General features: G+C 41.9%; 24 protein-coding genes, 1 tRNA gene and 1 rRNA gene. 21 read left to right on the top strand and 5 right to left on the bottom strand.

The window, feature by feature from the left end; translation table 11 throughout:
• Positions 1 to 11: 11 nt before the first annotated feature.
• Genes yidD through rpmH form a run of 3 tightly spaced genes read right to left on the bottom strand, consistent with a single transcriptional unit; the run spans position 12 to position 763 of the window.
• Entirely contained in the window at positions 12 to 224 is a 213-nt protein-coding gene (gene yidD / locus HMPREF0240_RS22695) for a membrane protein insertion efficiency factor YidD (RefSeq protein ID WP_035314680.1), read from the bottom strand.
• Positions 225 to 229: 5 nt separating this feature from the next.
• The gene (gene rnpA, locus HMPREF0240_RS22690; protein WP_009005728.1) at positions 230 to 571 is read right to left on the bottom strand and encodes a ribonuclease P protein component; all 342 of its coding nucleotides are present in this window, start codon (positions 569 to 571) and stop codon (positions 230 to 232) included.
• 57 nt (positions 572 to 628) lie between these two features.
• Positions 629 to 763, bottom strand: coding sequence for a 50S ribosomal protein L34 (gene rpmH, locus HMPREF0240_RS22685; RefSeq protein ID WP_009005727.1), 135 nt, complete (start codon positions 761 to 763; stop codon positions 629 to 631).
• Between the two features lie 314 nt (positions 764 to 1,077).
• Here rpmH and HMPREF0240_RS22680 point away from each other — a divergent pair, with 314 nt between their 5' ends.
• From HMPREF0240_RS22680 to gyrA, 7 genes are all read left to right on the top strand, one after another.
• Positions 1,078 to 1,281 (top strand): hypothetical protein, encoded by a 204-nt coding sequence (locus HMPREF0240_RS22680; RefSeq protein ID WP_035314677.1) that lies wholly within the window; start codon positions 1,078 to 1,080, stop codon positions 1,279 to 1,281.
• A gap of 936 nt (positions 1,282 to 2,217) precedes the next feature.
• Complete coding sequence (dnaA, locus tag HMPREF0240_RS22675; RefSeq protein ID WP_009005725.1) at positions 2,218 to 3,588, top strand: chromosomal replication initiator protein DnaA; 1,371 nt, start codon at positions 2,218 to 2,220, stop codon at positions 3,586 to 3,588.
• Between the two features lie 287 nt (positions 3,589 to 3,875).
• Positions 3,876 to 4,985, top strand: coding sequence for a DNA polymerase III subunit beta (gene dnaN / locus HMPREF0240_RS22670; RefSeq protein WP_035314675.1), 1,110 nt, complete (start codon positions 3,876 to 3,878; stop codon positions 4,983 to 4,985).
• A gap of 130 nt (positions 4,986 to 5,115) precedes the next feature.
• Positions 5,116 to 5,331 carry an RNA-binding S4 domain-containing protein gene (locus HMPREF0240_RS22665; protein ID WP_009005723.1) on the top strand — a complete coding sequence of 72 codons (216 nt, stop codon included), beginning with the start codon at positions 5,116 to 5,118 and terminating at the stop codon, positions 5,329 to 5,331.
• Between the two features lie 41 nt (positions 5,332 to 5,372).
• Complete coding sequence (gene recF / locus HMPREF0240_RS22660) at positions 5,373 to 6,458, top strand: DNA replication/repair protein RecF (protein ID WP_009005722.1); 1,086 nt, start codon at positions 5,373 to 5,375, stop codon at positions 6,456 to 6,458.
• Positions 6,459 to 6,469: 11 nt separating this feature from the next.
• Positions 6,470 to 8,407, top strand: coding sequence for a DNA topoisomerase (ATP-hydrolyzing) subunit B (gyrB, locus tag HMPREF0240_RS22655; RefSeq protein WP_009005721.1), 1,938 nt, complete (start codon positions 6,470 to 6,472; stop codon positions 8,405 to 8,407).
• Positions 8,408 to 8,506: 99 nt separating this feature from the next.
• Positions 8,507 to 11,008 (top strand): DNA gyrase subunit A, encoded by a 2,502-nt coding sequence (gene gyrA, locus HMPREF0240_RS22650; RefSeq protein ID WP_009005720.1) that lies wholly within the window; start codon positions 8,507 to 8,509, stop codon positions 11,006 to 11,008.
• A 380-nt stretch (positions 11,009 to 11,388) separates the two neighbouring features.
• Here gyrA and HMPREF0240_RS22645 read toward each other — a convergent pair whose 3' ends face one another.
• Positions 11,389 to 12,216 carry a class I SAM-dependent methyltransferase gene (locus tag HMPREF0240_RS22645; protein WP_009005719.1) on the bottom strand — a complete coding sequence of 276 codons (828 nt, stop codon included), beginning with the start codon at positions 12,214 to 12,216 and terminating at the stop codon, positions 11,389 to 11,391.
• 213 nt (positions 12,217 to 12,429) lie between these two features.
• On the opposite strand from HMPREF0240_RS22645, the gene HMPREF0240_RS22640 reads away from it, so the two are divergent.
• The 9 genes from HMPREF0240_RS22640 to HMPREF0240_RS22600 all read left to right on the top strand — a co-directional run bounded on the left by HMPREF0240_RS22640 (position 12,430) and on the right by HMPREF0240_RS22600 (position 20,130).
• Positions 12,430 to 12,855 carry a hypothetical protein gene (locus HMPREF0240_RS22640; protein WP_009005718.1) on the top strand — a complete coding sequence of 142 codons (426 nt, stop codon included), beginning with the start codon at positions 12,430 to 12,432 and terminating at the stop codon, positions 12,853 to 12,855.
• Positions 12,856 to 13,064: 209 nt separating this feature from the next.
• A complete protein-coding gene (locus HMPREF0240_RS23665; RefSeq protein ID WP_009005717.1) occupies positions 13,065 to 13,565 on the top strand; it encodes a hypothetical protein in 501 nt (166 codons plus the stop codon).
• 134 nt (positions 13,566 to 13,699) lie between these two features.
• Complete coding sequence (locus HMPREF0240_RS22630) at positions 13,700 to 14,887, top strand: iron-containing alcohol dehydrogenase (RefSeq protein ID WP_009005716.1); 1,188 nt, start codon at positions 13,700 to 13,702, stop codon at positions 14,885 to 14,887.
• Between the two features lie 58 nt (positions 14,888 to 14,945).
• The gene (locus HMPREF0240_RS22625) at positions 14,946 to 15,368 is read left to right on the top strand and encodes a 4Fe-4S binding protein (protein WP_009005715.1); all 423 of its coding nucleotides are present in this window, start codon (positions 14,946 to 14,948) and stop codon (positions 15,366 to 15,368) included.
• Positions 15,368 to 17,254 carry an aldehyde ferredoxin oxidoreductase family protein gene (locus HMPREF0240_RS22620; protein WP_009005714.1) on the top strand — a complete coding sequence of 629 codons (1,887 nt, stop codon included), beginning with the start codon at positions 15,368 to 15,370 and terminating at the stop codon, positions 17,252 to 17,254. Before HMPREF0240_RS22625 ends, HMPREF0240_RS22620 begins: the two co-directional genes overlap by 1 nt.
• A 91-nt stretch (positions 17,255 to 17,345) precedes the next feature.
• Positions 17,346 to 17,594, top strand: a complete 249-nt coding sequence (locus HMPREF0240_RS22615) for a MoaD/ThiS family protein (protein WP_148486407.1) — start codon at positions 17,346 to 17,348, stop codon at positions 17,592 to 17,594.
• Between the two features lie 320 nt (positions 17,595 to 17,914).
• The gene (locus HMPREF0240_RS22610) at positions 17,915 to 18,367 is read left to right on the top strand and encodes a DUF2975 domain-containing protein (protein WP_009005712.1); all 453 of its coding nucleotides are present in this window, start codon (positions 17,915 to 17,917) and stop codon (positions 18,365 to 18,367) included.
• Positions 18,368 to 18,393: 26 nt separating this feature from the next.
• Entirely contained in the window at positions 18,394 to 18,621 is a 228-nt protein-coding gene (locus HMPREF0240_RS22605) for a helix-turn-helix transcriptional regulator (RefSeq protein ID WP_009005711.1), read from the top strand.
• A 60-nt stretch (positions 18,622 to 18,681) separates the two neighbouring features.
• On the top strand, positions 18,682 to 20,130 hold the full coding sequence (locus HMPREF0240_RS22600; RefSeq protein ID WP_050794601.1) for a DUF4173 domain-containing protein: 1,449 nt from the start codon (positions 18,682 to 18,684) through the stop codon (positions 20,128 to 20,130).
• Between the two features lie 7 nt (positions 20,131 to 20,137).
• Here HMPREF0240_RS22600 and HMPREF0240_RS22595 read toward each other — a convergent pair whose 3' ends face one another.
• On the bottom strand, positions 20,138 to 20,620 hold the full coding sequence (locus HMPREF0240_RS22595) for a C-GCAxxG-C-C family protein (protein WP_009005709.1): 483 nt from the start codon (positions 20,618 to 20,620) through the stop codon (positions 20,138 to 20,140).
• Between the two features lie 126 nt (positions 20,621 to 20,746).
• Between HMPREF0240_RS22595 and HMPREF0240_RS22590 the strand changes: the two genes are divergently transcribed.
• The 5 genes from HMPREF0240_RS22590 to HMPREF0240_RS22570 all read left to right on the top strand — a co-directional run.
• Positions 20,747 to 21,592 (top strand): fumarate hydratase, encoded by an 846-nt coding sequence (locus HMPREF0240_RS22590; RefSeq protein WP_009005708.1) that lies wholly within the window; start codon positions 20,747 to 20,749, stop codon positions 21,590 to 21,592.
• 85 nt (positions 21,593 to 21,677) lie between these two features.
• A complete protein-coding gene (locus HMPREF0240_RS22585) occupies positions 21,678 to 22,232 on the top strand; it encodes a Fe-S-containing hydro-lyase (protein WP_009005707.1) in 555 nt (184 codons plus the stop codon).
• A 57-nt stretch (positions 22,233 to 22,289) separates the two neighbouring features.
• Positions 22,290 to 23,006 carry a lysophospholipid acyltransferase family protein gene (locus HMPREF0240_RS22580; protein WP_009005706.1) on the top strand — a complete coding sequence of 239 codons (717 nt, stop codon included), beginning with the start codon at positions 22,290 to 22,292 and terminating at the stop codon, positions 23,004 to 23,006.
• A 122-nt stretch (positions 23,007 to 23,128) separates the two neighbouring features.
• A tRNA-Ser gene (locus HMPREF0240_RS22575) sits at positions 23,129 to 23,216 on the top strand.
• 390 nt (positions 23,217 to 23,606) lie between these two features.
• Positions 23,607 to 23,706 (top strand): 16S ribosomal RNA (locus HMPREF0240_RS22570); the annotation flags it as partial.

The following is a 23,706-nucleotide window of genomic DNA, read 5'->3' as shown; positions in this document are numbered from 1 at the left end:
TCTTATCCTCCTTAAGGTACCGGATCATATCCGCCTTTTGCAAATGGATTGCAGCGCAGAATTCTCCAGATTGTGAGGGCACCTCCCTTGAGCGCACCATATTTTTGAATTGCTTCAATACCATACTGTGAACAGGTTGGCGTATAAATACAGTGATACTGCGTTTTCAATCCGGACAGATACTTCTGATAAAATCTGATAAGCCATATAAAAATATGCTTCATCTGCGTCACTTCCCTATATATATTTCATGAAGCTTTCCCAAGTGGATAAGTGCACTCCCAATATCATGATATTTTTTCTCTTTTGCACTTACTCTGGCTATTACGACTATATCAAGTCCACTTTGGAAATGTTCTTCTAAAAGCCGATAACTTTCTCTGATCAACCTTGTCAGATGATGTCTGACAACACTGTTTCCCACTTTTTTACTGACGGAAATACCGAGCCTGTTTTTATCCAGGCCGTTTTCCATAACGTACATTACAAGATACTTATTTGCATAAGATCTTCCATTTTTATAAACGATTTGAAAATCCTTATTTTTCTTCAAAGATTCGGAAAATTTCATTGAATTCCCTTTGCCTTTTTCTTTTATAAATAGAAGAAAAGGCCACATAGATGCGGCCTAAGCTGATAACTGTTTTCTTCCTTTTGCTCTTCTGGCAGCTAATACTTTTCTTCCGCCTGGTGTGCTCATTCTTGCTCTGAAGCCATGAACTTTAGCTCTCTGTCTTGTTTTTGGCTGAAATGTCATTTTCATTATACATACACCTCCCTTTGTTTGATATACTTATACATTATTCTGCAGCTTAGCCGCAGACCCGCCCGCAGGGCATGATGTTTTGGTATGCCCCCTGGGTATTATAAAGTATTACAATTATTATCTCTTTCGCCTGCCTCTTCTGTGAAGCAAATATATCCTTACATAATACACAAAAAAGACACTGCTCTTAATTATATTCAAAAAAATCAGGGAAGTCAAGCTATTCTGGGGATTTTTCTGGGATTTTGCGGAGATTTTGGTGAAGGGGGGCGCTAAGGAAGATATGTGCCCTGCTCCAGAGGGAACTGTGTATGCTGTTTCAAATCCTGGCCGTTCACGAAGAAGATGTAAACGAAAAAACAGGCGAAATTAAGGGACATGCCGCAGTTGGCCCGAATGCCGATGCATTCGCGCCGCCGGCGGCAACAAAATTTGTTTTGGTAAAACAAATTTTGCCCTTAATTTCGCCTGTTTTTTCGTTAACATCTTCTAACGCTCACTATGATGGATTTTGAAACAGCATACACAGTTCCCTCTGGAACAGGGCACACCTCTTCCTTAGCTACGCTCATCCGATCGGCAGAATTATATTAGGAAGTTTACGGAATAGCTTATGGGGACTTCATACGGGTGCAGTGGATCTGGATTGGCTGCGCGGAGCAAACGGATTGAGATTTATACTTGTTATAATTCACATTCGTTGAAATATTTTTCTGCTCTCATCCTCTTCCTATCATATTAAATAAACATATTTCAAACCAAATTACTCCCCAATAATACTCCCGAAACCTATCCGCCCAGCCAGTCCACATCCGCTGCCCCGGTCTTGAATCCCCCGCAGAAGAATCTTCCCTACCGCCCTGATGCACATAGCTCTATGAAAGGCTGTGAATGGTGTACCGGGTGGGTCTGGTTTCCTGCGGAAGTGTGTATGACGTTTGAAAGTCCTTATAACGCGATTAGAGGCAGTTACAGAGAAAATGTGGGGAATAGAGGGCATGATTTGATTCACAAAATCAAATCATGTTGCCGCCGGCGGCCCGAATGCATCGGCATTCGGGCCAACTGCGGCAAGTCCCTCTATTCCCCACATTTTGTCTGTTACTGCCTCTTATCAAGTGGTGCGGACTTTCAAACGTCATACACACTCCCGCAGGAAACCAGACCCACCCGGTACACCATTCACAGCCTTTCATAGAGCGGCCCCCCCATCCGTTCACTCACAAGTTCGTTCCCTAAGATTCTTATGTGGATAAGCTGTGGATAAGTGTTGGATAAGCTGTAGATTAAATTTTATTTTTTTATTTTAACCCTCGAAAATATAGATGTTTAAATTGTTCAAAAAGTTATACACATCATTTCTCATTGCTTCTCATACCATTTTGATGTAAAATGTAATAGAGAGATTTTGCGTTCATATCTCTCTATTATATTGATTAGGAGTACTGTCGATGAACATTGTAGTAGAAAATTGGGAGCAGATTTTAAACAAAATGAAGGACGAATATTGCTCATCAAATATTTCATACAATACGTGGATTGCACCACTTACCGTATATGAAGTGACCGATGACACAGTCTATATTCTTGTAAAACTCAAAGCCAGCCTGGAACATATCGAAGAAAAGTATCTTCTTCCTTTTAAAGTATGCATTGCAGAAGTTACAGGAACAGAGTTTGAAATCTCTTTTGTTACTGAAGATAATGTCATCATCCAGGAAAAGAAAGAAAATGTCATAAAGAATAAGAAGTCAAATGCACTATTTGAAAATGCGAATCTGAATGCCAAATATACATTTGATACTTTTGTTGTGGGCAGCAATAATAACTTTGCACATGCTGCATCTTTGGCGGTGGCGGAATCCCCGGGAGAGATTTACAACCCTCTTTTTATATATGGAGGTGTCGGACTTGGAAAAACTCATTTGATGCATTCCGTTGCACACTTCATACTTGAGAATGATCCTTCCAAGAAGGTCCTGTATGTGACAAGCGAAACATTTACAAATGAACTGATTGATTCCCTCAAAATAGGTAAGAACGGCAATGAACTCGCTATGACCACCTTCCGTGAGAAGTACCGCAACAATGATGTTCTTCTGATTGACGATATACAATTTATAATAGGTAAGGAAAGTACACAGGAAGAGTTTTTCCACACTTTCAATCACCTTCATGTATCGGGCAAGCAGATCATCATCTCCAGTGATAAGCCGCCTAAGGATATTGAGACTCTGGAGGCAAGACTACGCACTCGTTTTGAGTGGGGTCTGATTGCTGATATCTCCTCGCCTGATTATGAGACAAGAATGGCCATACTCAGAAAGAAAGAAGAGCTGGACGGACTGGAACGTTATCACATTCCGGATGAAGTCCTTCAGTATATAGCGAATAATATCAAATCCAATATCAGGGAACTGGAAGGCTCCCTGAATAAACTGATCGCCCTGTCCAATCTGGAGAAGAAGCCGATTGATATCCCTCTGGCCGCAGAAGCCCTGAAGGATATGATTTCTCCGGATGACAACCGAACGATCACGCCGGAATTGGTGATTGATGTTGTATCCGAACATTTTAATATACCTGTATCTGAACTAAAGGGTAAGAAGCGTAATGCTGAGATTGTTTTACCCCGGCAGATTGTTATGTATCTCTGCCGTACAATGACCGATACTGCTCTCAAGACGATTGGTATTATTCTTGGAGGCAAGGATCACGCTTCCGTAAGCCATGGCGTTAAGAAAATCGCGCATGATATTACAGTTGACGAGGCTCTTAACAATACCGTGAACATTATTAAGAAAAAGATCAATCCGATTTAGTGTGAATAGATTGTGTAAAACCCTGTTAAAATTATGTGGATTATGAGGTTGATAAAAAAGTTAAGGATTTTAGGGATTTATTTATCCCCATCTTGTCCCATCACTTTCCAGTACCTGTCTACACAGTTTTCAGTATGGACAACCCCTTGATTTTCAAGGCCTGGAGGCACTTATGAACTTATCCACAGCCCCTATTAAGAAGAAGACGGAATTGATTTATATATTTATCTATAAAAAACGCGGTGGAAAGTTTTTTCACCACACCCATCGAAAGGAGTTACCGACATATGAAAATCGTTTGTACAAAATCTAACCTGGTAAAAGGAGTCAGCATTGTATCCAAAGCTGTACCCTCAAAAACCACAATGCCTATTCTGGAATGTATTCTGGTGGATGCATCCACAGATGTTGTTAAGCTGACTGCAAATGATATGGAACTTGGTATTGAGACACGGATCGAAGGTGATATCGTAGAGAGAGGAATCATCGCACTGAATGCCAGAATCTTTTCAGAGATCGTCCGGAAGCTTCCGGACAGTGATGTAACCATAGAGACAGACTCAGATAATCAGACACTGATTACCTGTGAAAAAGCAAAGTTTAATATTGCTGCACAGTCAGGTGAAGATTTCTCCTATCTGCCTGTGATTGAGAAAGAAGATTATATTACCGTTTCTGAGTTTACGCTCAAGGAAGTGATCCGTCAGACGATCTTTTCGATCGCCGATAATGATACAAACAAGATGATGACAGGAGAACTGTTTGAGATTGAGGACAGTATTCTGAAAGTAGTTTCACTGGACGGACACAGAATCTCGATTCGTAAGATCGAGTTAAAAGAAGACTATGCCCCGAAAAAGGTCATTGTTCCTGGCAAGACGCTTCAGGAGATCAGCAAGATTATCGGCGGAGAGGCAGAGGCTGATGTAGACATTTCGTTTACAAAGAACCACATTGTGTTTGAATTTGACAGGACGGTCGTCGTATCCAGACTGATTGAGGGAGATTATTTCAAGATTGACCAGATGCTTTCCAGCGATTACGAGACAAAAGTCAGAATCAACAAGAAAGAACTTCTGGACTGTATTGACAGAGCCACACTTTTGATCAAAGAAGGGGACAAGAAGCCGATTATCATTGATATCAGGGATGAATCTATGGAGCTTAAGATCAAATCCCAGATTGGATCCATGGATGAAGAAATATTTATCACAAAAGAGGGAAAAGACCTGATGATTGGGTTTAATCCAAAGTTCATGATTGATGCATTGAGAGTCATTGATGATGAGGAGGTCGACCTGTATTACATGAACGCCAAAGCTCCCTGCTTCATCAAGGATGAAAAGCAGAGTTATATTTATTTGATTCTTCCGGTTAACTTTAACGCGGTTGCATAAAATGTGGGGACGTGCCCCTTTTATCCAGATATATGGCACGGCAGATTCAGGCCGGGATAAAAGGGATGCGTCCCCAGTGGGGTTTTTTCATGTGCACTAAAATGCATATGATGAACAGAAAGGATTCGGTATGGAGATTATAAAGTTACGTGAAAGTGATGAATTTATTAAACTGGGACAGGCGCTTAAAGCAGCCGGTCTTGTGGATTCCGGAGTGGAGGCAAAAGAGGTTGTCCAGGATGGAATGGTAAAGGTGAACGGGGAAACGGACACCAGAAGAGGACGCAAATTATACGACGGTGACAAGGTTGAATTTGACGGCCAGGAAATAAAAATTGAAAAATAGTCTGAAAAAGTGTAAGATAATTACATACTGATGGAGAAATTATGGTAATCAAATCTTTAAAACTAAAGAATTACAGGAATTACGAATTGTTGGATTTGACCTTTGATCCCAAGACAAATATTCTCTACGGTGACAATGCACAGGGCAAGACGAATGTGCTGGAAGCCCTCTATTTGTCCGGGACTACCAAATCTCACAGAGGGACTAAAGACAGAGATTTGATTCAGTTTGAACGTGATGAAGCACATCTGGAGACCATTGTTGAGAAGAGGGGAATCGAGTATCAGATAGACATGCATCTGAAAAAGAACAGCCCCAAAGGCATTGCAATCAATAAAATCCCGATCCGTAAAGCAAGTGAATTGTTTGGAATTATTCATTTTGTATTTTTTTCTCCGGAGGATTTAAATATTATCAAAGACGGGCCTTCCGGCAGAAGAAGATTTATTGATCTGGAACTGTCGCAGCTTGATAAAGTATATCTCAGCAATCTTTCTAACTATAATCGAATCATTAATCAGAGAAATTCCTTACTCAAAGACATTTACAAACAGGAGAATCTTAGGGAAACATTGGATATCTGGGATATGCAATTAGTTGAGTACGGAACAAAAGTAATGGAGAGCCGGAAGCGGTTCATAGAAGACGTAAATGAAATCATTTCAAATATCCATTATAAACTAACTGGCGGGAAGGAGAATATCACTCTTTCTTATGAATGCAGCGTTGGAAACCTTACTCTGGAGCAGGCTTTGAAGAAAAACAGAGAGAGGGATATGAGGCTGAAGAGCACTTCTGTGGGACCCCACAGAGATGATCTTTGTTTTATGGCGGGCAGCCTGGATATCCGAAAATTCGGGTCCCAGGGACAGCAGCGTACTGCCGCACTGTCGCTGAAACTGTCAGAAATTGAGCTGGTCAGGTCACTGATACGGGATACGCCGGTACTTTTATTGGATGATGTATTGTCTGAACTGGATAAACACAGGCAAAACTATTTACTGGATAGTATTCATGATATACAAACGGTAATCACATGTACTGGTTTAGATGAGTTTGTGAATCATCGATTTTCTATTAATAAAATTTTCCATGTAAAAAATGGACAGGTAGCAAAAGAAAATTAGGAGGTTTTTAAATGGGTGCAACAGGTACAGAATTTGATGCTGAATATGGAGCAGATCAAATCCAGATATTAGAGGGATTGGAAGCGGTAAGAAAAAGACCGGGTATGTACATCGGAAGCACTTCGTCAAGAGGACTTCACCATCTGGTATATGAGATTGTTGACAACGCCGTAGACGAGGCGTTGGCAGGATATTGTGATACAATCTTTGTAAGTATAAATAAGGGCAATTCAATCACAGTTATAGATAACGGGCGCGGTATCCCGGTAGGAATCAACCACAAAGCGGGGCTCCCTGCTGTTGAGGTCGTTTTTACGATCCTGCATGCGGGTGGAAAGTTTGGCGGCGGAGGGTACAAGGTATCCGGCGGACTCCATGGAGTGGGTGCTTCTGTCGTAAATGCCCTGTCCCAGTGGCTGGAAGTGGAGATTTACAACGAAGGTAAAATCTATAAGCAAAGATATGAGCGGGGGAAGGTCGTAGACAAGCTGCGTGTAGTTGGAGAATGTGAAGACGAAAAGAGCGGAACAAAAGTAACATTTTTCCCGGATGATGAGATTTTTGAGGAGACTGTATTTGACTATGATACATTAAAGCAGCGTTTCCGTGAGATGGCCTTTCTGACCAAAGGTCTGAAAATCGTACTCAGGGATGAGCGCGGAGAAGAGCTTGTGGAGAAGGTCTTCCACTACGAGGGAGGAATTAAAGAATTTGTTACTTACCTGAATCGCAGCAAGACTGCACTTTATGAGCAGATCATTTACTGCGAGGGGATGAAAGATAATGTAGCCGTTGAGGTTGCCATGCAGCACAATGATTCCTACAGCGACAATACTTATGGATTTGTAAATAATATCACCACACCGGAGGGCGGAACCCATGTTGTGGGATTCCGTAATGCTCTGACAAAGACATTTAATGATTATGCAAGAAAAAATAAGCTGCTCAAAGACAGTGAGCCGAATCTTTCCGGGGAGGATATCCGGGAGGGACTGACTGCGATTATCAGTGTGAAGATCGAAGATCCGCAGTTTGAAGGGCAGACGAAGCAGAAGCTTGGGAACAGCGAGGCCCGCGGAGCAGTGGACAATATTGTGAGCACACAGCTGGAGATTTTCCTGGAACAGAATCCGAATGTTGCCAAGATGACGGTTGAAAAGTCTGTAATGGCACAGCGTGCAAGGGAAGCGGCCAGAAAAGCAAGGGATCTGACCAGAAGAAAGTCTGCTCTGGAGGGCATGTCCCTGCCTGGTAAGCTTGCCGACTGTTCGGACAAGGATCCGAAAAACTGTGAGATTTACATCGTAGAGGGTGACTCCGCTGGTGGATCCGCAAAGACTGCACGGGACAGAAGCACACAGGCGATCCTTCCGCTGAGAGGAAAGATCCTGAATGTGGAGAAGGCAAGGCTGGATAAGATTTACGCAAATGCCGAGATCAAAGCGATGATCACCGCATTTGGAACAGGAATACACGATGATTTTGAGATTACAAAGCTTCGGTATCATAAGATTATTATTATGACAGATGCCGATGTTGACGGGGCACATATCAGTACCCTGTTACTGACATTTTTATATCGTTTTATGCCTGACCTGATAAAGGACGGCTATGTATATCTGGCACAGCCGCCGCTGTACAAGCTGGAAAAGAACAAAAAGGTATGGTATGCATACAGCGATGAGGAACTGAGCCAGATACTTTCCGAGGTTGGAAGGGACGGCAATAACAAGATACAGCGTTACAAAGGTCTTGGAGAGATGGATGCGGAGCAGCTGTGGGAGACAACAATGGATCCAGAGCATAGAATTCTGCTGAGAGTGACGATGGACGAAGAGACATCTTCGGAACTTGATCTGACGTTTACTACCCTGATGGGAGATAAAGTAGAGCCAAGACGGGAATTTATCGAAGAGAATGCCAAGTATGTACAGAACCTGGATATTTAGCGGGGATGTAACTGTTTTGGATCAGCCATATAATAATTAAGGTTTCAGCAAAACAGACCTGCTGTTTGCCGGAAAACCTCTAAAGGAAAGGATATAAAAATGGAAGATAATGTTTTTGATAAAGTCCATGAAGTTGATTTGAAAAAGACCATGGAAAATTCTTATATCGACTATGCCATGAGTGTAATAGCCGCCCGTGCCCTGCCTGATGTAAGAGACGGACTCAAGCCCGTACAGAGGAGAATTCTGTATTCCATGATCGAGCTGAATAACGGACCTGACAAGCCTCACCGTAAGTGTGCGCGTATTGTAGGTGATACAATGGGTAAGTATCACCCCCACGGCGACAGTTCTATCTATGGAGCGCTGGTTAATCTGGCTCAGGAATGGTCCACCAGATATCCGCTGGTTGACGGTCATGGAAACTTCGGTTCTGTGGACGGTGACGGCGCCGCTGCCATGCGTTACACGGAGGCCCGCCTCAGCAAGATTTCCATGGAGATGACCGCTGATATCAACAAAGATACCGTGGATTTTATACCAAACTTTGACGAAACAGAAAAAGAACCTACCGTACTGCCGGCCAGATTTCCGAATCTGCTTGTTAATGGCACCTCAGGTATCGCCGTGGGTATGGCGACCAATATACCTCCCCACAATCTGAGAGAGGTCATCAGCGCGGTTGTGAAAATCATAGACGATCAGATTGAAGAGAACGGTGACACGGTCATCGAAGATATTTTAAAGATCATTAAAGGGCCGGACTTCCCGACAGGTGCGGAGATTCTCGGAACAAGAGGAATTGAGGAAGCATACAGAACCGGCCGCGGTAAGATCCGTGTGCGTGCGATTACAAACATTGAGCCTATGGCAAACGGAAAGAACCGGATTATTGTCACAGAGCTTCCCTATATGGTCAACAAAGCCAGATTAATCGAGAAGATTGCAGAGCTTGTGCGGGATAAGAAGGTAGACGGAATCACTGACCTGAGTGACCAGTCCAACCGTGAAGGTATGAGAATCTGTATTGAACTGCGCAGGGACGTAAATCCCAATGTAATACTGAATCAGCTGTACAAACATACACAGCTGCAGGATACATTTGGCGTTATTATGCTTGCTCTTGTAAATAATGAGCCCAAGGTTATGAATATTCTGGATATGCTGCGGTTATATCTGAAGCACCAGGAGGAGGTTGTAACCAGAAGGACAAAGTATGAGCTGAATAAGGCAGAAGAGCGTGCACATATCTTAAAAGGCTTACTTATTGCCCTGGATCATATTGATGAAGTGATTAAGATTATCAGAGCATCCAAGAACGTTCAGATTGCAAAAGAAGAATTGATTGCAAGATTTGATCTGACGGATGTGCAGGCACAGGCCATTGTAGATATGCGTCTTCGTGCACTGACCGGTCTGGAAAGAGAAAAGCTGGAAAGTGAATACGAAGAACTGATGAAGAAAATCGGCGAATTGAAGGCTATTCTGGCAGACAGGAAGCTGCTCCTTAGTGTGATCAGGGAAGAGATACTGATCATCAATGATAAGTACGGCGATGAGAGAAGAACCTCTATCGGATTTGACGAATTTGACATTTCCATGGAAGACTTAATTCCCAGGGAGAATGTGGTCATCACCATGACCAAACTCGGCTATATCAAGCGTATGACCGTGGATACATTCAAGAGCCAGAACAGAGGCGGTAAGGGAATCAAGGGTATGCAGACGCTGGATGAAGACTATATCAAGGAGCTGTTTATTACCTCTACCCACCACTATATCATGTTCTTTACCAATACAGGGCGTGTATACAGGATTAAGGGATACGAGATTCCGGAAGCAAGCCGGACCGCGAGAGGAACAGCAATTATTAATATTCTCCAGCTCATGCCGGATGAAAAGATCACGGCTATGATTCCGATTAAGGAATATGAAGACGGTAAGTTCCTGTTTATGGCAACCGAGAAGGGGCTTGTGAAAAAGACTCCGATCACGGATTATGCAAATGTAAGGAAGACAGGGCTTGCGGCTATAACACTGAGAGAAGATGACAGACTCATTGAGGTTAAGATTACGGATAATGAGGAAGATATTGTTCTGGTAACCAAGTATGGACAGTGTATACGTTTCAGCGAGAAAGACGTACGGGCTACAGGAAGAACTTCTATGGGCGTGCGCGGTATGAATCTGAGCGACCGGGATGAAGTCATTGCAATGCAGATGAGCACCCAGGGAAGCGATCTTCTTATCGTATCTGATAAGGGGATGGGAAAACGTACCAATTTGGATGAATTCACCACACAGAACCGCGGTGGTAAGGGCGTCAAGTGCTACAAGATTACCGAAAAGACAGGAAATGTAGTGGGTATGAAGGCAGTAAACGAAGATAGTGAAATTATGATTATTAACACAGAGGGAATTATTATCCGTATGCAGTGTTCGGATATTTCGGTTCTTGGACGTGTAACGTCAGGTGTAAAACTGATTAACCTTGCAGAGGGGGATACCGTGGCAAGTGTGGCAAAGGTACGAAAGGCATCTGCGGAGATAGATGGAGAACAGGTAGAGATCTCTGAGGATGAAGAAGAGATTCAGGAATAAGCTATACGGCTGAAGGGGACGCTTTGCGGCCTCGTAAAAGGGATATTCCAGATGCGGTATTCGAAGATAACTGCCGCTAATCAAAAGAAAAGCCAGCATGATGAACACCGCCGACAAACACGGGAATGCAGGATGCATTCCCGTATAAGTCGGCTTTCAAGCAGGACTTGTAGTCCTGCTTGAAGTTCATATGCTGGCTTTTCTTTTGATGAAGCGGCAGTAATCTCCGAATGACGCATCTGGAATATCCCTTTTACGAGGCCGCAAAGCTGGCGCATCAGGACGGGAGAGGTGAATTCCTGAGGGGGGCTCACTGCGCCGGCAGGGACGGAGGAGGCGGATGGTTTGGGATGAAGGGGGACTTTGTTAACTGTGGCAGATTAGATTGGTATTAGGTAAGGCTTGGGGGCGAAGGACAGTATAATAGGGCTATGTATTGTTTTGGGGAGAGGGGGTGCTGTTTTTAGTTCGGCTGTTAAGAGGTCTGAGGTATATATCTGGTTCCACATGTTGTAACAGGCGCAGTCTTCTTCTTTTACGATTAGATATTGTTCTAATGTATTTGATGTATCCGGGTATAATATGTTTCTTTGGATGACTATGTGTGGTTCGGCCGACCAAAATCCGGTTGGTTGATATTCTATGGTTTGGTTTTCTTTAAAGTTTTCAAGATGTTTTGCTGTGAAGACATCGAGGATTAGTATGCCTTGTTTTTTTAGTGCCTCCCAGGCCTTTTTTAAGAGTAGTGTTCTGTTCTGAGGGGATAATACTCCAAAATCACAGTAGATGAGAGTAATAATATCGAATTGATCTTCATAGTCGATGTTTAAATAATTTTTGTAATGATATTGAATAGACCGGTTTGTTTCTTCTGCATGTTTTTTGGTATAATTTACAGAACGTTTGGAGTAATCTATTCCTGTTACCGTGAAGCCCTGATCTGTCAGTAATTCAGCATAAATACCCGGGCCGCAGCCTAAATCTAAAAGTTCTTTATTAGTGTGATTGCCGCAGTATTCGGTTATCCATTTTACTGAGTTTTGTATGGTAGAAATTTTTCTTGAAGCGCCTTCAAATTCTGGATCCAGATGGGCTTTCAGCATATATTTTGAGATATGGCTGTCATCCCAAAACGCAGATGAACTGGCTTCATATGCATTGGGAATATGTTTTATATAATTTATAAGTTTGCTGTTATTCATTTTCATGAGTTATCTTTCCCCGTTCTTATTTTGTTTTTATAATTTTACTATTAGAGATATGAATTGTAAAGAAACGTTACAGATTGTACAAGTAGTATTTTTATAGGCGAAGATGATTTATATTTTGCAGTGAAAGAGCAAGTAGAGATTGCTATATTTTTACGCTGAGCTTTGTTATACTTAGGTAAACAGGAGCCTGTAGTTTGAGAGGGAAGGGGAATGATAATGAAAAAATTAAGCTTTACGATACTTCTGGTCATAATAATTCTTTTTGCCGGGTGCAGTAGTACGGATGATACCCCGGCAAAGTCTGATGCTCAGGAGACTGCAGGGGAAAGTGATGAATCATCAGATGAAAAAGGTAATAAAGATATTGAAAAACAGTTAGTAATGATAAGCGGAGAACTGTATTATAATACAGAAAAAGAAAATACAATGACGCGGAAATGTGGAACAATGGATGGAGAAATAACTTCGGCGGTCTATGAAAATGAGATACCGCATAAAGATAATCAATCAAATTTCGGAACAGGATATGGTTACCAGGTCGGAATGCAGGAGGGACAAATAGAAATAAATATTGATGGTAAATTGATTGTATTTGAACATTTGGAAAATGAAACAGTATCCGGCATGCCGGACTAAATTGTGTCGGATTCATTCTTTTGTGTAAAAATAGATAATTTGTATTTACTTATTGTGAAAAAGTGTATAATTAAGAAAAGAGCAGGTGGAAAATATCCTAACTGCAGAGTAATGTATACCCAAAGGGCATTCCGTAACTCATGCCCTGCAGGCAGGTCTGCAGCGGAGCTGCAGAGTAATGTATGTATTCAGGAAAGGGAGGGAATATCATGCGGGTAAGTCCAAAAAAAAGAGGACGTTTCAAAGGGAAGATTCTTTTTGAGAAGGTAATCATGTTTTTCCTGTATCGAGGGATGAAGGTTTTGTACAAATATGATACCAGAGTTCACAATGAGATTGCGGACTGGCCGATTGGAAGAACCATCGTGTTGGCAGCATCCCAAAACGGACCAGAGCTTTGTATGAGGAAGGTATCCTGGGGAATTGTGCGTACTGGAAATATTGAGGATCCGGATATTCTGATTTCTTTTAAAAGCATTGAAGGAGCTTTTCTGGTATTTTCGGGGCAGATTGGGACCGCACAGGCATATGCCCAGCACCGGTTCCTGGTTAAGGGAGATATTGCGGAAGTTATGTCCATTGTCAGGTGTATTGATCTGACGGAGGCTTATCTGTTTCCTAAGATTATGACCAAAAGAATTCTCCGCAGGGTGCCGGAAAAACAAATTGGAAGTATACGGGTTTACTGTCATGCAATATTGGGAGTTTAGTGTAAATAAGAAAGTTATCAACACAAATATTAACAAAAATATGAGTAATCCACATTTTTAGTGTGGAAAACTCTGTAAAAATGTGGAAAAGTGGTTGATTTTATTATTTTGTATAAGATTAGGAGGAATTACTCATGCTGCCATTATATTATGAATTTCAGAATTCAACCAAGATTTTATCCGGAAAAAATGCGCTTGAGAATATTACATATGAGTTAAAGGGACTGGCCGCATCAAGGCCGATTTTATTATCTGATAAGGTTCTGGAGAAAATTGGTTCTCTCCAAAAGGTGATTGATGCCATTGTATCGACCGGAATGCAGCCAGGAGCAATATTTACAGATATTCCTGCAGATTCCTCGGTCACAGTTGTGAATAATATTGGTGAAAAGTATAAGGAAGCGGAATGTGACAGTATTATTGCAGTGGGCGGTGGTTCAGTAATTGACACGGCAAAAGGAGTGGAAATGCTGATTTCCCAGGAGGTAGATGATCTGCTGGAGCTGCAGGGATGCGAGTCAATGACACGCGGAAAACATATCCCTTTTATTGCAGTGCCGACCACATCGGGCACCGGTTCAGAGATGACGCTTGTAGCAGTAATAAAGAATATAGAAAAATCAGTAAAAATGGAGTTTATTTCAAACTATCTACTCCCTGATGTGGCGGTGCTGGATCCAAGAATGACAGAGACGCTTCCGCCTAAGACAACGGCATCCACCGGATTTGATGCATTATGCCATGCAATAGAAGCATTCAGCTGCAGCCAGAAAAATCCGTTGAGTGATGCTTATGCGGCAGCTGCAATAAAACTGATAGCAGAGAATCTGGAGAATGCTATAAAGGACGGAAAAAACAGCAAGGCAAGGCTGGCAATGGCAAATGCTTCGACTATGGCCGGGGCAGCATTTTCCAATTCTATGGTAGGCGTGGTTCATGCAATCGGCCATGCATTGGGCGGAGTCTGTAAGGTGCCTCATGGGGATGCTATGACCATATTACTTCCGTATTGTATGTTATATAATTATAAGCACTTAGGAGACATTTATGGGGAGCTGCTTTTATATCTGGAAGGGCCGGAAGTGTATGCCAGTACTCCGGCAGAAAAGCGGGGAGAGGAAACCATAAAATCAGTCAGAAGAATGGAGCGCAGACTCCATAAATTATGCGGACTTCCTATGACATTAAAAGAAGTGAAAGTTGAGAAGAAAGATTTTGATGCAGTGGCAAAAACAGCACTGAACGACGGTGCCATGTTGGCCAATCCTGCAGCGGTAGAATATGATGATGTCATCATGATACTGAATCAGGCTTATGAGTAAAGGGGTCTGACCCCTTTGAATCTTTGAAGAAATTATATAGTTTACAGGAGGTGGAGCTTTGTCCTTTTTCATAACGGATAAATGTATTGGATGCACATTGTGCAGGAAATTATGTCCTGTTGGTGCGGTGGAAGGAAATCTCAAAGAACGGCACCGGATCAATGAAAAACGCTGCGTTGAATGCGGTGTTTGCGGAAGAGTCTGTAAACAAAAGGCAATTCTGGATCAGGACGGAAAGCCGGTACTGGAAGTGCCGAGAAGTGAATGGAAGAAGCCAGTTGTTATAAAAGAGAAGTGCAGTGCATGTTCTATGTGCGTATGGAATTGTACAAAAAATGCTTTAAAAATCACGGAGCCGGCTTATCAGGGAGATATCAGAGTATTTGCCGAATTATCAGATGCAAAAAGATGTGTTGGCTGCGGAATCTGTGCATCGGTATGTCCGCTTCACGCCATACATATGGAAGTAGGTGAATTTTAATGAATTTACCCATGTATTTGAAAATAAATTTAAGTACAAAGAAGGTATCAAAGTTTGAGATAGAAGAGAAGCTTTTCAGACGCTATATTGGCGGTAAAACTCTGGCAGCAAAACTGCTCTATGATATGACCCCGGCGGGGATGGATCCTTTGTCGGAGGATTCTATGATGATTATTAATACAGGGCCGGCAAACGGGACAGGGGCGCCTTCTTCCAGCCGGTTTAATATGACATTTAAAAATCTGATGACGGTAGGAATCGCATCTTCTAACTGCGGTGGAAGCTTTGGTATGATGCTGAAAAAAGCGGGGTATGATGGGATTATTCTGACAGGAAAGGCTGATAAACCGTCTCATATAGAGATCCTTGACGGAGAGGTAAGCATACAAAATGCGGAACATCTCTGGGGAATGGATACAGAAAAAGTACAGGAAGAATTTCCTGCACATTATGGTAAGATTGTGATTGGACCTGCGGGGGAACATCTGGTGAGGTACGCAGGCGTACTCTCCGGCGAACGGGTTGCAGGCCGGTGCGGTGCAGGCGCCGTGCTGGGATCTAAGAATATAAAGGCCGTGACGGCATATGGTACAAAGCAGCCGGAAGTATATAACAAACAGAAATTTGATAAGCATGTGGAAAAGTGGGTTCATTTTCTGCAGTCTCATCCTATGACAGGGACTTCCCTTCCAAAATATGGGAGCGCAGGGCTGGTGACAAAGGCAAATGCCACAAGTGCACTGCCCACCCATAATTTTCAGAAAGGTTTTTATGAAAAGGCAGAGGAGATCAGCGGTGAAACACTTGCGGACACAAAGCTGATTAAAAATATGGGATGCATAAGCTGTCCCATCCGCTGTGAGAGAAGAGTAAAAGTATATGATAAAGATGTAAAGGGCCCCGAATATGAGACAGTAGGGCTGTTTGGAGCCAATATTGACAGCGCTGATCTGGATATGATTAACGAAATAAATTATGTAGCAGACATCATGGGTATGGATACCATTTCCCTCGGTGGAACCATCGCATTTGCAATGGAACTGAAAGAAAGAGGGATAGCTGATTTTGGCGTGAGCTTTGGTGAAGTGGAACAGATTCCTGAGATTGTGAAAAAGATATCTTATAGAGAAGGTATTTATTCAGAGCTTGCAAATGGATCAAAATGGATGGCAGAGAAGTATGGGGCAGAAGATGCTGCGATTCATGCAAAGGGTCTGGAGCTTGCATCCTATGAACCCAGAAAATCGGTGGGTATGGGACTTGGATATGCAACATCCAACAGAGGCGGGTGCCATTTAAACGGAGGTTATCTGGCGCTGCTGGAGTCCGTAGGAGTGTTATCCACAGATCCGCTGGAGACAAAAGGAAAACCGGAGCTGACCGTTCTTATGCAGAATGCAATGGAAGCCGTATCAGCATCAGGTTTCTGCCTGTTTACCGCCTACAGTATGATACCGTCTATACTCTTCAGGCTCGGCCCTTCACATTGGTTTACAAAATTATGTGGAAAACTTCTTATCTGGGTGAGGCCTGTGTTGGGAATCATGTGGAAATTTATGCCGTGGATTCTTCCGTTTAACTCTATGTTTTTACTCCCTCACGCCGAGGCATTAAAACAGATCACAGGCATCCGTATGACAACCGGAAAGTTCATGCAGCTGGGAGAAAGAGGTTATAATGTTGAAAGACTTTATAATTACAGAGAAGGCCTGACAGCAAACGATGACAATCTCCCCGACCGTCTTACAAAAGTACCGCAGGATAAAAATCCAGCTTCAGTAGTAAGGCTGGACAAAATGCTGCCGAAATATTATAAGGTCAGAGGCTGGAAGGAAGATGGATCACCTTCGGCATGGAAGTTGTGGCAATTAAAGATACATTCGTGAAAATGAAGGTCAAGGGGGGCAGACCCCTTTGCAAAAGGGTCAGACCCCCTTGACCCTCCATTTTCAGAATATTATGAAATCAGGTGATAATATGTCAAGAGTATACTATTATGGTGCATTAAGAGAGGTTATTGGAAAAAAAGAAGATACATTTGATACTAAAGATATTAAATCCTGTTTGAGCCATATTAAAAAAGTTTATGGTACAGAGGCCTATAAGGAAGCAAAAAGAAGTCTTATCACTTTGAATGGTATCAGTATTTTATCTATGGACAATTTTAAAACCAGAACCGATCCTGATGATGAAATTCGTTTTCTGCCCATATGCGGGGGCGGATAGGCTAAGATTGAGAATTTGTTTATAAAGTCGGGTACAGAATGTCTCACGTAAACGAGGCAGGCTGTACCCGTATTTTATTTAAACACAGAACAAGTGGCCTTAGTCTTAACACCTTAGTCTTACCCTCCTTAGTCTTACATGTGAGTGCATCTCGTCTTACTTAGTCTTACTTAGTCTTACATGTGAGTGATATTTTCCTTAAAATAATAAAAATATATTGATAAACAATAAAAATATATTGAAATACATGATTTAAAATGCTATAATCCATAAAAAGAGATACAGGAAGATTATTCAGATTATGGAAAGGATTGTATTTTATGAAACAGGAAAAGTTAATCAGATTTACAAGTGGATTTTTAGGATTTATGTTTTATGCGGGAATTGTTGTACTGGTGGGACTGCCATTTATACTGAAGTTGGCAGGCAGGTATTACTATGCGGAAATAGAAGTACAGTTCTGGCCGATGTTGATTACCGTTGCTCTTGCAGGCGTATGCGGCCTGACCATTGTTCATCAGCTGAGGAAGATGATGAAAACTGTGATAAACAGGGACTGTTTTGTGGATAACAATGTAAAAAGTCTAAGTCTGATGGGAAAAGTAAGCTTTGTTATCTCTGTCCTTTTTGTAATAAAGTTGTTCTTTCTTCCCACTCCGGCAACTTTCGTTGTTATCCTGACTTTTTTTATAGCAGGGCTGTTCAGCCATGTTCTGGCCTGTGTTTTCAAAGAAGCTGTGCGGTTTAAAAATGAAAATGATCTGACGATTTAATCAGGACAGGATACAGGAGGAGAAGGATGTCAATTATAGTGAATTTGGATGTTATGATGGCGAAGAGGAAAATAAGCGTGACCGATCTGGCGCAGGAGATTGATATTACAATGGCGAACCTTTCTATTTTAAAAAATAATAAAGCAAAGGCCGTCAGATTTACCACTCTGGACGCAATCTGCAAAGCGTTAAAATGCCAGCCCGGAGATATTCTGGAGTATGTAGAGGATGAAGAAGAAACCGGACAAATATAGCGATAACTGGAGATCAGAGGTTTTTGAGATTTTTCAGTGAATCAGGAAAGGAGTAGTTATATGGAAACTTTATCAGTCAGTAAACTGGAGGAAAATTATATCTATAACGGATGCATGTGTGGTATTTACGGAGTTATATTTACTTTTTGTCTGTATAAAAATCTGTCAGGGATTACATTTCCTGTCATTGTTGCAGCAACAGTTGCCACAGCATTTTTGTTTTTGAAAAAAATGGGGATGACAGTTAAGAAGAATTTCTTTATATATGCAGTCGGTATGATGCTCCTGGGTATTTCTACTCCGCTGACAATGAATGGATTTTTTCACTTTTTTAATTGGGTCGGGATTTTGCTCCTTTTTATGACGGGGATGATTCAGCAGTTAAATGAAGATGGCAGTTGGAGCTTCCAAAAGTATATGGTATCCATTTTAATGCTGGCGGGAAAGACAATCGTTTCGGTATGCGATCCATTTATACATGGTGTCAGATACAGAAAAATGAGATCAAAAAAGGAAAGCAGATATTTTAAACCTATTATGCTTGGATGTGTATGTGCAGCTGGACTGCTTCTTATTGTCCTTCCGCTTCTGGTACACTCGGATCAGATATTTGCCGTATTTTTTGGTCGTTTTACAGAATGGTTCAGATTTGGTTCTGAACTGGGAATGATTGTGACATTTCTTGTGGGATTCATTCTGATGTATGCATTTCTTTCCGGAATATCAGGATTTCATATTAAAGAAAAAGAAAATGTAAAACAGATAGCGGTAAATTCTGTGACAGGTATTACATTTTCAGGAATCCTTGCAGTTATATATGTGTTTTACTCCGCGATTCAGATCTTATTTTTGTTTCTCCGGTTCGAAAGCGGGCTGCCGGACAGCGTCACATATTCACAGTATGCCCATTCGGGCTTCTGGCAGCTTCTGGCTGTCAGTATTATCAATTTTATAACTGTACTGATCTGTATTAGTATTTTCGAAGAAAACAGGGTTCTTAAGATCCTTCTTATGATTATTTCCGGGTGCACATGCATCATGACGCTGTCCGCGGCCTATAGGATGGTTCTTTATGTTAGGGCTTATCACCTTACGTTTTTAAGAGTTCTTGTTCTTTGGTTCCTTGGGGTATTGCTGTTGATTATGCTGGGAGTTATGATGAGCATTGTTCAAAAAAAGTTTCAGTTGTTCAAATACATTATGGTGGTTGTATCTGTTTGCTATATTACTCTGTCATTTGCAAAAGTAGATAAATTGACAGCACAATATAATGTCAGTCACTGGGATCAGATTACGACTGTGGATATGATGCATCTTATATACGGCAGTTCCCAGGATGCTGCGCCTGTATTGGCCGAAGCCGCTGAAAAAGCGGAGGGAGAACCAGATTACTGGGACGCCCAGCTCACACAGTATTTTCAGCAGATTCGGGACCAGGAGATGACTCTGAGAACCTGGAATTATTCAAAAGCAAGTGCCAAACAGGCAGCGGAAGATTATCTTCGCTGATATTCTTCTACCTGTTATGAAATGCTTCGGATTCCCTGATAATAATTTCCGCAGTTTTCCTGACTGTATCGGATACAAACTGTGTGCACTGTGCCTTTCTCTCAGGAGAATTTTTTTCCATATCTTTTGTCAGCACACGGCAGCAGGAAGCTCCGCATGTTTTACAAAAGAAATCGTGCAGTTCCCGGCACACCTCAAAGCATTTGCTGATACTGGGGTCTCCGGGTTCTGTGCGTCCAAAAAAGCAGCCGAGCATCATGACACCTCCGGCAAGCGCTCCGCAGATACAGCCTCCGCCGCCCAAGCCCCAGGGAAATCCTGAGCTCATGGCAATCGCATCATCTGAAAGATTAAGATTAAAGTGCCTGCGTATGGCATACACAACCGATTCTGAGCAGGCAAATCCGGAATTGAATATCTCTACGGCGTCTCTTTGCAGTGTTTCTATATCAATATTCTTATTTACAGTGGCCAGTCTGTTGTAATTCATGTAAAATCCTCCCAATTTTAAGATAAGTTTACTATACCACTATTTTCTTTTTCAAAAAACTATATTATAATAAGAAAAGTTATGACTATGAAAAAGAAAAAATATTGAATTAGAGCAGGAGGCGTCATGGTACGGTCTATTAATATTGAGGAAATCACTAAAAATATAAGAGAAATGTGTATTGAGGCAAATCATTATCTGTCATCGGATATGGATGCAGCGATGAAACAAGCAGAACAGACAGAAAAAGCCCCTCTTGGAAAACAGATACTGGGACAGCTCCAGGAAAACCTGAAGATTGCCGCAGAAGATATGATACCAATCTGCCAGGATACAGGTATGGCAGTTATATTTCTGGAAATCGGTCAGGATGTGCATTTGGAAGGCGGACTACTCGAGGATGCAGTCAATGAAGGCGTGCGCCAGGGCTACACCAAAGGTTTCCTGAGAAAGTCTGTGGTAAATGATCCCCTGATCCGTGAAAACACGAAAGATAATACACCTGCCATTATCCATACAAAAATAACTGCAGGAGACAAAGTAAAAATAAAAGTAGCACCGAAAGGTTTCGGAAGTGAAAACATGAGCCGTGTCTTCATGCTGAAACCCGCAGAAGGTATAGAAGGTGTTAAGAATGCCGTTCTCACAGCTGTTAAAGACGCAGGCCCGAATGCCTGTCCGCCAATGGTTGTCGGTGTCGGCATTGGCGGAACATTTGAAAAAAGCGCTTTAATGGCAAAAGAAGCCCTTACCCGTGAAGTAGGTACACATTCCGATGTACCATATGTAAAAGAACTGGAAGAAGAACTGTTAAAGAAGATAAACGGACTTGGAATAGGACCGGGAGGGCTGGGCGGTACAACCACAGCACTGGCGGTGAATATCAATACATACGCTACACATATCGCAGGACTGCCGGTTGGGGTTAACATCTGCTGTCATGTAAACAGACACGTAGTCCGGGAACTGTAAAGGGGTCGGAACTGTAAAGGGGTCAGACCCCTTTGCGGCCCATTTTCAGAATATTCTTAAAATTTGCCATGAAAGGAAATATATTATGGATAAGCATATTACCGCACCGATCACAAAGGAAGTTTCAAAATCACTGCATGCAGGTGATTATGTGTACATAACAGGGACAATCTATACTGCCCGCGATGCTGCACATAAGAGAATGTATGACATTATGGGTGAGGGAAAGACCCTTCCGATTGATATTAAGAATCAGGTGATTTATTACATGGGGCCATCACCTGCAAGGGAAGGGCGCCCGATTGGGTCAGCCGGACCGACAACCGCAAGCCGGATGGATAAATACGCTCCCCAGCTCCTGGATCTTGGTTTGGGAGCTATGATTGGAAAGGGAAAAAGAAGTCCTGAAGTGATTGATGCTATTATAAGAAATGATTCCGTTTACTTTGCAGCGGTAGGAGGAGCAGGTGCGCTTCTCTCAAAATGTATTACCGGCTCTGAAGTGGTTGCCTATGATGATTTGGGGACAGAAGCGATCCGCAGGCTGACAGTAGAAAATTTCCCGGTCATTGTTGTTATTGACAGTGCAGGTAATAATTTATATGAAACTGCAATAAAAGAGTATTGTACAGAAGAGTAAAAAACATGTTTATCTTGCAGTAATTGTGGAAAAACTATGAGTTGAGAGGAAAATGTAATGAAACGTATATTGCTGATGGTGTTTCGGAATATCCTTCTGGTTCCGTATATGTGGTGCCGCCTGTGTTATCATGCGTCACATACAGAAAAGTACACGGAGGAGGAACAGTACAAATTGCTGAAGTTCATTGTACTTCGTGCAAACAAAGGGGGAAATGTACGTATTGAACCCCATGGTACAGAAAATATTCCTGAAGATAGTGGATTCATGTTTTTTCCAAACCATCAGGGACTATATGACGTACTTGCTGTTCTGGAGGCCTGTCCAAAGCCCTTTTCTGTGGTTGCTAAAAAAGAAATCCAGAATATTCAGTTTTTGAAACAGGTTTTTGCATGTATGAAAGCATATATGTTGGACCGGGAAAATGTAAGGCAGGCCATGCAGGTGATTTTAGATGTATCAAATGAAGTGAAAAACGGAAGAAATTATCTGATCTTTGCCGAGGGAACCCGTTCAAAAAACGGAAACCGCATCGGTGAATTCAAGGGAGGCAGCTTTAAAGCTGCAACAAAAGCAAAATGTCCAATTGTTCCTATAGCCCTGATCGATTCATTCCGGCCGTTTGATACTAACACAATCAGTAAAGTTACTGTTCAGGTTCATTTTCTGGAGCCATTGTACTATGGCGATTATAAAAATATGAAAACAACGGAAATTGCATCCATTGTCCATGACAGAATTCAGGATACAATTGACAAAAATGAGAAAAATTGAAAAAGTTGTGATTTAGCCGTTGACATAAAACAAACTGTTTAGTATAATAACTTTTGCACTGTTGGGTGCATAATTGTATATAGTCCTGCTGACACAGAGAAAGCAGGTATTATTCAGAATCAGGAGAAATACTCAAGAGGCTGAAGAGGCGCCCCTGCTAAGGGTGTAGGTCGGGTGACCGGCGCGAGGGTTCAAATCCCTCTTTCTCCGTTTTGATGTTTTCCAGAACTACTGGGCAAAACCAGTAGTTTTTGCATGTAAATCCTAAGAAAATTCTTGTGGGAAAATATCAATAAAAACACTAAATCTAGTATGTAAAATGTATGTTTGAAAAAAGTTGAAAAAAAGTTAAAAAAGCTATTGACAAATGCATACGATTAATGATACTATGTTTAGGCTGACCCGTGAGGGACAGCAAACGACAAAAAGTACCTTGATAATTAAACAATAGACAACAAACCCTTGAAAATTTCTTAAAGAGAAAATTTCAAAGAACAGCATCATAAAAGATGCACCCATCACTGAGAGAGATCTCGGTGGTAAGAACAGTAAAAGGGATAGAATTAGCTAGTAGTTAATTCTGACTCGGATACAAACACTTTTAACGAGAGTTTGATCCTGGCTCAGGATGAACGCTGGCGGCGTGCTTAACACATGCAAGTCGAGCGAAGCGCTTTACTTAGATTTCTTCGGATTGAAG

Origin of the sequence: Clostridium sp. D5 (genome assembly GCF_000190355.1) — a bacterium.
Taxonomy (GTDB): domain Bacteria; phylum Bacillota; class Clostridia; order Lachnospirales; family Lachnospiraceae; genus Faecalicatena; species Faecalicatena fissicatena_A.
The sequence above is the reverse complement of the archived record's forward strand: the minus strand, read 5'-3'. Positions and strand labels throughout refer to the sequence as shown.